The 12,575-nt window shown below is 58.2% G+C and carries 10 protein-coding genes; 4 read left to right on the forward strand and 6 right to left on the reverse strand.

The window, feature by feature from the left end; translation table 11 throughout:
• Together GSQ91_RS19710 and GSQ91_RS19715 are read right to left on the reverse strand one after the other, a co-directional pair.
• The coding region (locus GSQ91_RS19710) for a YgcG family protein (RefSeq protein ID WP_158823464.1) at positions 1 to 626 on the reverse strand (626 nt) is incomplete at its 3' end.
• A 70-nt stretch (positions 627 to 696) separates the two neighbouring features.
• Positions 697 to 1,542, reverse strand: coding sequence for a YgcG family protein (locus tag GSQ91_RS19715; RefSeq protein ID WP_158823465.1), 846 nt, complete (start codon positions 1,540 to 1,542; stop codon positions 697 to 699).
• A gap of 31 nt (positions 1,543 to 1,573) precedes the next feature.
• Here GSQ91_RS19715 and GSQ91_RS19720 point away from each other — a divergent pair, with 31 nt between their 5' ends.
• Both GSQ91_RS19720 and GSQ91_RS19725 read left to right on the forward strand, forming a co-directional pair.
• Positions 1,574 to 3,637: a S9 family peptidase gene (locus GSQ91_RS19720; protein ID WP_158823466.1), complete on the forward strand. Its 2,064-nt coding sequence runs from the start codon at positions 1,574 to 1,576 to the stop codon at positions 3,635 to 3,637.
• A gap of 75 nt (positions 3,638 to 3,712) precedes the next feature.
• Complete coding sequence (locus GSQ91_RS19725) at positions 3,713 to 4,705, forward strand: hypothetical protein (RefSeq protein ID WP_158823467.1); 993 nt, start codon at positions 3,713 to 3,715, stop codon at positions 4,703 to 4,705.
• On the opposite strand, the gene GSQ91_RS19730 is transcribed toward GSQ91_RS19725, so the two are convergent.
• The 3 genes from GSQ91_RS19730 to GSQ91_RS19740 form a co-directional block, all read right to left on the reverse strand.
• Positions 4,702 to 6,609, reverse strand: a complete 1,908-nt coding sequence (locus tag GSQ91_RS19730) for an ABC transporter ATP-binding protein (RefSeq protein WP_158823468.1) — start codon at positions 6,607 to 6,609, stop codon at positions 4,702 to 4,704. The genes GSQ91_RS19725 and GSQ91_RS19730 overlap by 4 nt on opposite strands.
• A 321-nt stretch (positions 6,610 to 6,930) precedes the next feature.
• Positions 6,931 to 7,314, reverse strand: a complete 384-nt coding sequence (locus GSQ91_RS19735; protein ID WP_158823469.1) for a hypothetical protein — start codon at positions 7,312 to 7,314, stop codon at positions 6,931 to 6,933.
• Between the two features lie 34 nt (positions 7,315 to 7,348).
• Complete coding sequence (locus tag GSQ91_RS19740) at positions 7,349 to 8,263, reverse strand: SCO family protein (RefSeq protein WP_158823470.1); 915 nt, start codon at positions 8,261 to 8,263, stop codon at positions 7,349 to 7,351.
• Between the two features lie 435 nt (positions 8,264 to 8,698).
• Here GSQ91_RS19740 and GSQ91_RS19745 point away from each other — a divergent pair, with 435 nt between their 5' ends.
• Positions 8,699 to 9,895 carry a sugar MFS transporter gene (locus GSQ91_RS19745; protein WP_254064741.1) on the forward strand — a complete coding sequence of 399 codons (1,197 nt, stop codon included), beginning with the start codon at positions 8,699 to 8,701 and terminating at the stop codon, positions 9,893 to 9,895.
• A gap of 136 nt (positions 9,896 to 10,031) precedes the next feature.
• On the opposite strand, the gene GSQ91_RS19750 is transcribed toward GSQ91_RS19745, so the two are convergent.
• Positions 10,032 to 10,841 (reverse strand): DUF4097 family beta strand repeat-containing protein, encoded by an 810-nt coding sequence (locus GSQ91_RS19750; protein ID WP_158823471.1) that lies wholly within the window; start codon positions 10,839 to 10,841, stop codon positions 10,032 to 10,034.
• 222 nt (positions 10,842 to 11,063) lie between these two features.
• Between GSQ91_RS19750 and GSQ91_RS19755 the strand changes: the two genes are divergently transcribed.
• A complete protein-coding gene (locus tag GSQ91_RS19755; RefSeq protein ID WP_158823472.1) occupies positions 11,064 to 12,494 on the forward strand; it encodes a M20/M25/M40 family metallo-hydrolase in 1,431 nt (476 codons plus the stop codon).
• Positions 12,495 to 12,575 lie beyond the last annotated feature (81 nt).

Consider the following 12,575-nt stretch of genomic DNA (forward strand, 5'->3'; position numbering starts at 1 on the left):
CCTCGAAACAAGAAGAGCAAAAAGACGATACCGATGATGATCTCGACCCAGTTGACCCCGCCTCGCCGCCGAACCTGCTCGCGATGATAGGTGTGTACCTGAGGAGTGGCATCCAGCGTAACGTTGGCATCCGCCGCAATGACATTCGCAATCTGCTGCGCCCCAAACAGTACCGCAGGGCCATACTCCCCCTGCTGGAGCTGTGGAACCATGCTGCGGCCAATGTCGCCAACCTTGGCGTCGTTCAGGATGCCCTCAAGGCCGTACCCCACCTCAATGCGGCGCTTGTGGTCCTGAATAGCAAAGATCATCAAAATGCCTTTATCGCTATTCTTGGGCCCAACCTTCCACTTGTCATCAAGCTGCGTGGCGAAGTCCTCGATGGTCAGACCATCAAGAGATTTGACCGTCACCACTTCGATCGTGGCATGGGCCTTCTCATAGACCTGCTTGGACAGGTCCTCGAGGCTCTGCTTCGAACTCTCGTCGATAACACCGGCAAAGTCGCTGACATAACTCGTCGGCTGCGGCAGCTTATCGGGCGACTCCGCCCGAGCATACCCAGCTACAACCGCCAGGAAGAGAAAGAACCCGAAGAACTTAGGAAATCTGCGACTCGCACTCACGGAGCTATCTTACGACTGTTCCCTCTGAAACATGCATTACCGCATCCGATTTGCCTTCCTGCCTACGGCATTACCAGTCGCCACTGGCGCCGCCGCCCCCGGAACCGCCACCAAATCCACTATCAAAATCGCTACTGGAACTACTCTCAGAGCTGCTGCTGGAACTGCTTTCACTGGAATCGCTGCTCCCCGAACTTCCCGTGGTCGAACCCCGTGACGAATGGCCGCGAAGACGAACCTGCCTCCAGACCAGAACAACCATGCCCGCAATAAAGAGGAAGACAAGGGCGCCCATCCCAAACATAATTCTGTTTCCCAGGACTTGCTGACGATGAATTTCAGCGATTTCCACCGCATCAAGATCGACAGGATCGACGGCTGGGGCTGTAGTTACGCCTGTATCGATAGTCCCCGCGGCGTCAGCCGCGATGACCGCTGCAATCTGCTGCGCCCCCGACAAAATCGCTGGGCCGTATTGTCCCTTCTGCAGTTGCGGAACCATACTGCGCCCGATATCGCCAACCTTGGCATCGTTCAGGATGCCCTCAAGGCCATATCCCACCTCAATGCGGCGCTTGTGCTCCTTGATGGCAAAGACCATCACAATGCCTTTGTCGGACCCCTTAGGCCCGACCTTCCACTTGTCGTCAAGCTGCGTAGTGAAATCTTCGATCGTCAGGCCATCGAGCGACTTGATGGTGACAATCTCAATCGTTGCGTGGGCCTTCTCAAAAGTCTCCTTGCACAGGCCTTCGAGGCTCTGCTTTGAGCCGGCATCGACAACACCTGCAAAATCGCTGACATAGCTCGTCGGGCGCGGCAGTTTGTCTGGAGACTCCGCGCAGACGGATCCCGCCGCGATTGCCAGGAAAAGCACAACCCCGAAGAACTTGCAGAATATGGGCTGTTTATTCACGGCGTCATCTTACTCTGTATTCTTAAACTGCATGAATCAATCGCTTTCCATCCCTCCCGTCGCGACCCCAGAGCCCAAGCCCCTCAACATCCACGGCACCCAACTGCAGGACGACTACGCCTGGCTGCGCGACAAGGGCTCGCCGCGCGTTACAGCGTACCTTGAGGCCGAAAACGCCTACACCAGCACCGCGATGGAGGGCACCGAAGCCCTGCAAAGCGCCCTCTACGACGAGATCCTGTCACACATCAAGGAAGACGATGTCTCAGTCCCCTATCGCGACGGCGCCTGGGAGTACCTGACCCGCACCGAGAAGGGCCTGCAATACTCGCGCTTCTGCCGTCGTGCCGCCGATGGCTCCGGAGAAGAAATAACCATCCTCGACGTCAACCTGCTCGCCGAAGGCCAGCCCTTCATGTCCGTTGGGACGCTCGGCGTCAGCCCCGACGGCAAGCTCCTCGCCTACACGACCGACAACACAGGCTTCCGGCAGTACCGGCTCGCGATCAAGAACCTGGAGACCAACGAGACCCTGACCGACTCCGCCGAACGAGTCGGATCCATCGCCTGGGCCGCAGACTCATCCACAATCTTCTACACCACTGAGGACGAACAGACCAAGCGCCAGGACCAACTCTGGAAGCATCGCGTCGGCACCACCGGTAACGATGTCGTGGTCTTCGAAGAAAAAGACGAACGCTTCAACATCGGCGTAGGCCGCACGCTCGACCGGCGCTATCTGATCCTCGATTGCAGCAGCCACACCACCAGCGAGAGCTGGTTCCTCGAGGCAGCGCAGCCTGACAACGCCTTCGCCCTGATCGCGCCCCGCGTTGACGACGAAGAGTACTCCCTCGAGCATCGCGACGGCTTCTTCTACATCCGCACCAACCACGGCGCGGAGCAGTTCAAGCTGGTGCGCTCACAGGTCGGCAATACCGCCCGCGAGCACTGGCAGGAGGTTCTGCCCGAACACGCTGACGCTCCGCTCGAAGACTTCGACCTGTTCCAGCGTTTCCTCGTCACCAACTACCGCGAACGTGGTTTGCCGGTACTGCGCGTCTTCTCGTTGGATACCGCGGGACTGCCCACCGAGCCAAACGACATTCGCTTCCCCGACCCCGCCTACACCGCCTTTGGCGAGATCAATCGCAACTTTGCGGCAACTACATATCGCTACGGCTACCAGTCACTGGTGCGACCAGCATCGATCTTCGAGTACGACGTCGCCACGCAGCAATCAACGCTGCTGAAACAACAGGAAGTGCCGGGCGGATTCGAGGCCTCCCGATACGCCTCCGAACGTCTCTGGTTCAGCGCGCGCGATGGCGTGCAGGTTCCCGTCTCTCTCGTCTATCGCCGCGACAAGTTCCACAAGGACGGCAAGTCGCCGCTCTACGTCTACGGCTATGGATCGTACGGCTATGCATTGCCGCTGGGCTTCAGCGCGTCGCGACTGGCGCTGCTCGATCGCGGCATCGTCGTCGCCTACGCGCACATTCGCGGCGGCGGCGAACTCGGCGACCCCTGGCACGACGGCGGCAAGATGATGTCCAAGCTCAACACCTTCACCGACTTCATCGATGCCACCGAGTTCCTGCTCGCCGAGGGCTACGGCGACCGCAAACGCGTCGCCATCGAAGGCGGCAGTGCGGGCGGCCTGCTGATGGGAGCGGTCACCAACATGCGCCCCGATCTCTTCCGCGCCGTACTCTCGCACGTTCCTTTCGTCGATGTCATGAACACCATGCTCGACGCCAGCCTGCCGCTAACGGTTGCCGAATATGAAGAGTGGGGCAACCCCAACGAGCCTGAGGCCTTCGCCTACATGCGGTCGTACTCTCCCTACGACAACCTCGCAGCAGGCACCTACCCCGCGATGCTCGTTAAGACCAGCCTGAACGACTCGCAGGTAATGTATTGGGAACCGGCAAAGTACGTCGCCAAGCTCCGCACACTAAAAACGAACGATACGCCCCTGCTGCTGCACATCAATATGGATGCAGGTCACGGCGGGGCCTCCGGGCGCTACGACTATCTGAAGGAGATAGCCTTCGACGACGCATTTCTGCTGCGGGAGCTGGAAGTCGAATAATGCTGCCACCGTCCAGAGGTGATACTTTTTACGTTTCATCAACCTGCTCCGATAGGTAGCAGTTGAGAGATTTCGATGAAATTTAGAAAACCGATATTCTTTCTGCTGTTACTTGCCGTTCCAAACGTTTGTTTGGCGGAAGCGGGCCAGGTGTCGGGCGGGCTCATCGTAGCCTGGCTCGTGACCGTCACCACTGGATGGACATTGTTTTGTGTCCTCGCCTTCTTTCTGTTTCGCAAATTACTCAAACGCTCCTTCTCCAGGAGCTTCTTTCTGAGTCTTGCGTTGTTCATGGTTCCAGTGGCTTATCTATGCGCGGTGGGTGTGTATGCCTATTTTGAAGTTAAATCTGAAACGCCTATTCCAGAAACTGCGACCCACCCTATCACGCTGGCAGGTGCGGTATTTCCCACGGGCAGTCGCGTGCAATACAAGCAGAATGGCATTCGCTTCTGGGACAAAAAGCCTGTGCAGGTAGAAAGCGATACGCCCGTAATGCTGGGTTCGCTGAGCATTACCGGATTAAAGGTCGACGAGAGCTCCGGTGTAACTGGCATCGTACTGAGCCAGAATCATACGATTGACGGTTGGCCCTGCGTTGCAATAGCCGGAATGTGGACGGAAGTACGACTGACTCCACAACAGGATCATCCCCTGCTCGATAGTTGCTGGCTGTCTGAAGCCAGGATGATCGGAGGTGTGAATTGGCCGGCCGGCACCTCTGTTAGCGCTACAACTGGTTATTGGCTGCTTCTGTGGAGACGCGCCGGCACAAGCCAGGACCTTCCTGCGAGTGCTTTTGGGTTCCCCCTGGATTACATGTCCGCAACCTACAACACAAACATTGAACTGGGCGCTTGGGAGGGCTACAGTTCTAACTCGACGATTCGAACCGGGGACTATGTGTTTCCATCTACTGGCGCGAACACTACTTTCAACTGGCAACCTGGAGACGATATCCGAGTGGAAGGATCCGGTAAAAACGTAAAAACAGGCAAAGCAATAACGTGTGTGCTTGTGCAGGCGCAAAATCATCCATCACGGCCATGCAAACCGGATGCGAACTAGCTCTTTATATCCACTTCCTCCACCACATCTCCCTCACCCGGCGCCAGGAACAGATTCGTCTCCAGCCCATGCTGCCGCGTGTAGAGATCGAAGTAGCGCCCCTCCAGCTTGTACAGCTCCTCGTGGGTTCCGCGTTCGATAATTCTTCCCTGCTCGATCACCAGAATCTGATCCGCCCGGCGAATGGTCGAAAGCCTGTGCGCAATCACAAACGTCGTGCGTCCCTGCATCAGGTAGCTAAGACCATGCTGGATCAGCGCCTCGGACTCTGAGTCGAGCGAGCTCGTAGCCTCGTCGAGAATCAGAATGCGCGGGTCCGCAAGGATCGCTCGCGCAATCGAAATACGCTGCCTCTGCCCGCCCGAAAGTTTCACCCCACGCTCGCCGACGATCGTGTCGTAGCCCTCCGGAAAGCGCTCGGCAAACTCATCCACGCGTGCAATCTTGCAAGCCTTCAGAAACTCTTCCTCCGTCGCCAGCGGGCGCGAGAACTTCACGTTCTCGCGAATCGTGCCGTCGAACAGAAACGACTCCTGCAGTACAACACCGAGCTGCTCTCGAAAGCTGCTGAGTTTTACCGTAGCGAGATCGCGGCCATCAACGAGCACAGCGCCGCTCTGGGCCGTGTGGAAGCCGCAGATCAGACTGATAATCGTCGACTTGCCCGATCCACTGGAGCCGACCAGCGCCGTCACTGTTCCCGGTTTGGATTCGAAGCTGATGTCATGCAGCACCGGCTTGTCTGCGACATAGGCAAAGTTCACATGGTCGAAGCGCACATCGCCCACCACCGGGCCGATATCAAGCGCCCGAGCCGGATCGGCATCCTCCTGGCGCTCATTGAGGACTTCTTTGGTGCGATCGAGACCGGCAACCGCCTCGGTGAGTTGCGTGCCGACATTAACCAGCTGCACCATAGGTGCGATCATGAACGCCAGAAACATCACATAGCTGAAGTACTGGCCCACAGTGAGTCTGTTGGCATAGTGTTCGTGCGCTCCCAGATACATCACCAACGCGGTAGCCACGCCCAGAACCGCAGTAGAGGCAAGTCCCATCAGTGACTGCGCCGTTATCGAGCTGATGACGTTGCGCAGCAATCGCTCAGCACCGGCGGCAAAGACATTCGCCTCACTCTCCTCGGCGTGGTACCCCTTGATCACACGTACCCCGCCGAGCGATTCCGTCAGACGGCCAGACACTTCGGAGTTGATCTTCGCGCGCTCCCGAAAGATCGGACGGATCGTCTTGAAGGCGCGTTGCAGAACCAACCCAAAGGCCAGAAGGATAACGAAGTTAATCAGCGTCATCTTTACGCTGATATGCAGCAACCACACAAACGCGAGGACCGCCGTCAGCACACCGCCGACGAAGTCCACCACGCCAGTGCCAACCAGGTTTCGCACGCCTTCAACATCGCTCATGATGCGCGCTACCAGCGTGCCTGTACGGTTTTCATCGTAGAACGCCACCGAAAGCATCCCGATATGCTGCTGCACCTGTTTCCGCAGATCGGTAATGAGCCGCTGGCCCGACTTCGACAGCAACTGGGTCAACGCATACGAAGTGACTCCCTGGAGAATAGTCGACCCAAGAGCAGCCCCAACGATCCTCGGCAGCAACCAGATCTGCCGCGCTGTCATCACCCTGTCGATCAGCGGCCGCGAGAGCGCGGGCAGCACAAGACTCGCCGCGCGATTGATCACCATCAGGAAGAAGCACCCTGTCAGTAGCCATAGCCGCGGCTTGATCAGCGCCCAGATCTCAGGCCAGATGTCGCGCAGCTTAGGCATGGGCCGCTTCGCTGTTAAATCAGCACTGATGGCCCTACCCGTATTGCGCGAAGGCCTTTCAGCCGAACGCGCACTACCGCCGCCCATACCGGAATTTCCGAAACCTGCCATGAATATGCCTTAGCCCTAATCCTGCGCTGCCGTAATCCTGCTCTTACTTTTCTTTCTGTCATTCCCGCAGGGAATCTGCTTCTGCTTTTGTCGTTGCTTTTGTCGTTGCCTCTGAGATAGGTCCGAGCTAGCCCAATGCTTTAGCGTTGGGTCTCAAGGACATTTCGAACACAAACCGAAGCGGGCTTTAGCCCCTGGGACCTGTCTTCTTCTCCCCAGGCACTCCCGCTGGAAAAGAACGACTAATCTCACAGGCGAAATCAAACCCGACCTCAGAAACAAAAATAGCTATATCTTCGATGTTCCAGATTCACCTACGACTCATACAGTACGGCTACGACGCGCTGCGATGAACGAGCGCACGCACAGAATGACAAAAATCAGACACAGAAACACCATAATCAGCTGAGAATGCACCGCCGCCGGGTGAGCGACCTCCGTCTGCTGCGCATGCGCGTGTACCAGCGCCTTGATCGACATCACCGCCGGAAAAATAAAGCCGACCAGTCCCACGGTCACCGCAATATGCATCCAGAGCATGCGCTTCTTAGCATCCTCACCCGAGGCCAGGCCCCCGCTAAGTGCCAATACAAGACCGAAGGCAGCAGGAATAAGGGATGTTGGATGGCTGGAGCCCGTAAGGACAAAGCTGGCAGCTCCCAGCACAATCAGCAGTATACCGAAGACGATCGTTAGTTTTGCCACAGAACAATCTCGCTTTCAAAGATGAAGTTAGTAGTTATGCCTCTACCGCTTTGCGAATCTGCGCAATCACATCGGTCGTGGTCCAGTCGTTGGTCGGGTAGAACGCAACAACCTTTCCATCCTTCCCAATAACCAGGGTCGACAGCGAATGCTGCAGCGTTCCCCCATCTCCGGGGGTTACACCCAGGCCGAAGAACTGCTCCATCTTCGGCATCTCCTCGGCCGACGGCGCTGCAAAGTCCCAGTGCGTAAACGACTCCTGCGTGTAGCGGCCAGTGTAGGCTCCGCCATAGCTCCGCAGCACCTTCGGCGTGTCGTAGGTAGGGTCGAAGCTGATGCTGAGCAGATGAGTCTTCGCATAGACCGCCGCATCCCCGCTGAGCGACTTGTCGATCTCCGCGAAGTTGCGGCTCAAACGCGGGCAGTAGTCCGCCAACGGGCAGCGCGTGTAGATGAACGTCATCAGCAGAACTTTGCCCCGAAACTGCTTGAGACTGATCTTCTTATCCGACTGGTTGAGCAGCGCAAAATCCGGAACCGCATCGCCAGGCGCAGGCTCGTGATATTGCACGGTCGGCTTATAGTCCGGCCTCGCCTGCGCAATGACAACAATATCTGTCAGCCGCATATTCGTCGGTCCGGCAGAATCCTCGTCGACCGCAAGCGTAGCCGTAATCTTGTCCCCGGGATGAAGCTCCGACATCACCGACGGATCGTTCAACCGGTACGCCATCGTCATCGCTTCCATAAAGCCGGGGACCGACTCATGCTTCAACACAATCGAACTATTAGCGGGTACGAGTTCGACAACAACACCGCGTATCGGATACCGCTTGGTTGTTACTGCCGCAAAAGACTTGTTGGCTGATCGGTGGCAACCGGCCACAAAGCCGCCGAGAATCAGCGTGATAGCAGCAACGAGAGCGAGAAGGGTAGGACGCAGACGCACGCAGAGCCTCATGAAGCAGTAAAAACCGCTCATCTCTCATGATAACTGCCACGATTCCACGACGAACTGTATAAGTTCTTTTTGCACTCGCCTTTGCTTTTGTCTTTCTAATTGTCATTCTCGTAGGGAATCTGCTGTTGCCTTTGCTTTTCTGGTTGTCATTCCGAGCGCAGTGAGCGAACCTGCTGTCTCCCGCTTTTCGTTTGTACCGTCCGGAAAATGGATGAACAAGCACAGCCTTACCCGCTCCCGCATGGGAATCAACCTCCACGCCTCCGTGCTACCATCACACCCAAAAGCTTCTCGAACAGAGCCGACCGGGTGCGGCGGCTACTGCGGGCGCGAAGCTTTTTAAGTATCTGCTACCGCCTCAACCCGCTTGTCGCACCTATCGATAGGACCTTGGTCCAAGTGCAACACAGGAGTGAACAGGTAGTGCAGGCAATCTCTAGACCCGACGACACCACCGCAGGACCCTCCGTAATCTGGCTGGCAATCGGTTTCCTGCTCGCTGGTCTCGGCACCGTACTTCTTGGCCCCATTCTCCCCTCCGTCTCTCTGCACTGGCACCTCACCGACTCCCAGAGCGGTCCACTCTTCTTCGCCAAGTTTCTCGGCTCGTTCATCGGGGGAATCTCGGTTCCGCGCAAGCTGCGGTTAGGCATCCTCGGCGGCATGGCGCTGGCTTGTGTTGGGTTCGGAGCCTTTGGACTGTGCGGCGGCGTGCTGACCGGCTCACTCGCCCTGTTCGTCGCGGGCATCGGACTCGGCCAGATCATCGCCTCGACCAACATCCTCGCCGGGCATCGCTACCGTGCCCATACCGGCTCCGCTCTGGCGTCCCTGAACTTCTTCTGGAGCCTGGGCGCGGTCGGTACGGGAGTCATCGTCGCCGCCCTGATGCCTCGCTTCGGCCTGCGGAATCTCCTGCTCTACTTCGCTGCGGCGTTTGTCGTCACAGGCATCGGCGGAGGACTCGACTGGCGCTTGCGCTCACAACACTCCGCACAGCTTTCCGAGGCGCTCCTCAACGAACCGCAAAACCCCTCGTTACCCATCGAAGCCTTAGTGACCTTTGCGTTGCTACTCTTCTTCTATGGCGGCCTCGAGACCTGCCTCACTGGCTGGCTAACCACCTACACCCTCCGCTACTCCGACAAGCAGCTGCTCGGCGGCCAGTCAGCGACCATTCTCATGTGGACAGCGCTCACCGTGGGGCGCGGGCTCTCCTCCATCGTGCTTCGCTATTTCAAAGAGAGCACGGTACAACGCCTCGGCCTCGTCTTCTCCTTCCTCCTGATCGGCGCGCTAACGACAACGCATCACTCCGCAACCCTTTCGCTGTACTGCATCCTGATAGGACTCACCCTCGCCCCCTTCTTCCCCGCAACGTTTGGCCTGCTGATGCACCGTTCCCCCACCCCACGCGAGGCCGGTTTCATACTGGCGGTCTCCGGCCTCGGCGCAGCCGCCTTCCCCTGGCTCATGGGCTTCGTCTCCACGCATAGCGGATCGCTGCGCGTAGCAATGGCTGTGCCAATGGCACTCGCACTCCTGCTGCTTGCCGTCAGCTTCTGGAAGCCAGGAAACAAAGCTCCAGGATCAGCAATGGTCTCCAGAGAAATCGCATAAACATGAAATAGAACTGGATGGCCCATCACAGCGCGAAGCGCAAACCGTGACGCTTAAGCGTCGCGTGGCCTTAGCCCCGGGCCTCTCGCCCGCACCATGTAAACCCTTTTGCTATGGCATGGACCGGAAGGGCCGGCTACCGGATGGAGATACCTCCGTTGGTGGTCTCAAAGCTGACAGTAGCGCCCCCGGAGCCAAGATTCGTATCGATGGAGCGGCGATGGACTCCGGACTGGTCGGCGACTGGGAGATTCAGTGAGGTACCCCCGTTAGTTGTGCTAGCGACGAGATGCGCGGAGTAGTGGGAGGGGACGGAGACACTGACCGCGCCGTTGGTAGTGGTGGTGGCGAGACCCGCTCCCTGCCAGCTGGGGCCGTCAAGCTTGGCCTGAATGCTGCCGTTGGTGGTGATGAGGTGGACATCGCCGGCGAGGTTGTCGAAGCGAACACTGCCGTTGGTGGTTTCGCCGCGGAGGTAGCCGTTGAGCGCGGCTAACGCAAGGCTGCCGTTCAAAGTATGAAGGTCGGCGGCGAGACGATGCGGAACGTGGAGCTTGTAGCTGACGGACCAGTTGCGGTTGCCGGAGGTCTTCGGGCCGTGGGCCTCGACGGTGCCGCCGGTATCGATGGTGATCTCGTGGAGGATGGAAGCAGCTTCGGAGGTGCTACCAGCGTGGGCACTGACGCGGGCTTCGAGGGCAATATCCTGACGGTCTTCGCCGACGACGTCGATGCTACCGTTCAGGGCCTTAACGTTGAGATGTCCGCTGACGAGGGGGAAGGTAGTGGAGCGGACTTCGCAGGCCTGATCGGCACCACCAAAGAAGCGCGTGATTGCGCTGTGATCGTCGCTACTGTCGTTGCAGGGGTGAGTAGCGAAAGACTGAGCCTGGAGTGTAGCAGCCACGCATAGGGCGGCGCAGGCAATGAGGGTGTTTGGGCGCATGGGATCTCCTTCGGTGTCGAGAGGAGATACGTGCGGGGTGCGGTTGCGGTTCCGTCCATTTAGAGAAACGATGCATTCTCGAATCGAACACTGCGAAGTATGATGAAGCCCTTGGCGAATTATCCTTTTTTGTGACGAGATGCGAAAGAGCGTGTCTCTGATGAGGCACTGATAGCGCAGTAAAGATAAAGATTCGCAGAGCGAGGTATGTGGATGCGTTGGATGGCGTTGGGTTTGGTGTTGGCCGTGAGTGGTACTGCGGTGGGGCAGGTTCCCAGTGGCGGACCGCAACTGCCGGAACAGGATCGCGTGTTGTCTCGGCAGATCTTCAAGGAATTTATTGAGATCAACTCGCAGGACTCGAATGGCAGCGTGACAGCGGTGGCTGAGGCGGCGCGCAAGGAGCTGCTGGCTGCGGGGTTTGCGCCGGAAGACCTGATTCTGGCGGGCCCGAATGGTCGCAAGCAAAACCTGGTGGTGCGGTATCGCGGTGCGGCAGGGAGCACGCTGAAGCCGATTTTGATCATCGGACATATTGATGTAGTAGAGGCGCGCAAGGAGGATTGGACAACCGATCCCTACCAGTTCGTGGAGAAGGATGGCTACTTCTACGGCCGCGGCACGCAGGACATGAAAGACTCGGATGCGATTGCGGTGGAGAGTTTTATCCGCATGAAGCGTGAGGGCTGGGTGCCGAAGCGCGACATCGTGCTGGCGATGACGGCGGATGAAGAAGGTGGCGCGTCAAACGGTGTGGACTGGCTGTTGAAGAACCGGCCGGAGCTGATGAAGGCAGAATTTGTGCTGAACCCGGACGCCGGCGGCGTGGAGCTGCGTGACGGCCACGCAACGGCGATGGAGGTGGAAGCGACCGAGAAGACATACGCCGACTTCAAGCTGACAACGACCAATCCAGGGGGACACAGCAGCCTGCCACGGCCGGACAACGCGATCTATGAGCTGATGCATGCACTGGAGAAGCTGGAGGCGAATCCGTTCCCGATTGAGGTGAACCCCGTGACGCACGCAGAGTTAGGGGAAGAGGCGAAGATCGCAGAGCCGGCGCGGGCGAAGCTGATTGCAGGCGTGCTGGCGGAGCCTCGGGACACGAACGCAGTGGCGGAGTTTGTGAAAGCCCCGACAGACAATGCGAAACTGCGAACAACGTGTGTGGCAACGATGCTGGGCGGTGGCCACGCACCGAATGCGCTGCCGGCGATGGCAACGGCGAATGTGAACTGCCGGATTTTGCCGGGGCACTCGCAAGAGCAGACGCGACAGGAGCTAATCAAGATCTTCGATGACCCAAAGCTAAAGGTGGAGTACATGGCAGATGACGGCACAATCACTCCCGTGGCTCCAGGCCGCGAGAGTCTTGCACCGCCGCCGCCCCTGCCTGAGGTCTTCAATCCCCTGCGCGCGGTGACGGCGGAGATGTGGCCAGGGATTCCGGTGATCCCGATCATGGAGCCCGGGGCGACCGATTCGACCTACACCATGATGGCAGGGATGCCGAGCTATGGCGTGAACGGAGTGGCGATCGACTACAACGATCTGCGAATGCACGGGAAAGATGAGCGGGTACGCGTGGAGTCGTTCTATCGTGGCGCGGAGTTCTACTACCTTTATCTGAAGGCGCTGACGAAGCCTTAGAGGGGGGGGTATCAAACTACTCTTCGAGATACGACTAGGCCTACCCACTTCACGCCAACATTTGCTGTGGCAAGAACCGGA

The organism is Granulicella sp. S156 (assembly GCF_009766105.1).
Lineage (GTDB): Bacteria > Acidobacteriota > Terriglobia > Terriglobales > Acidobacteriaceae > Granulicella.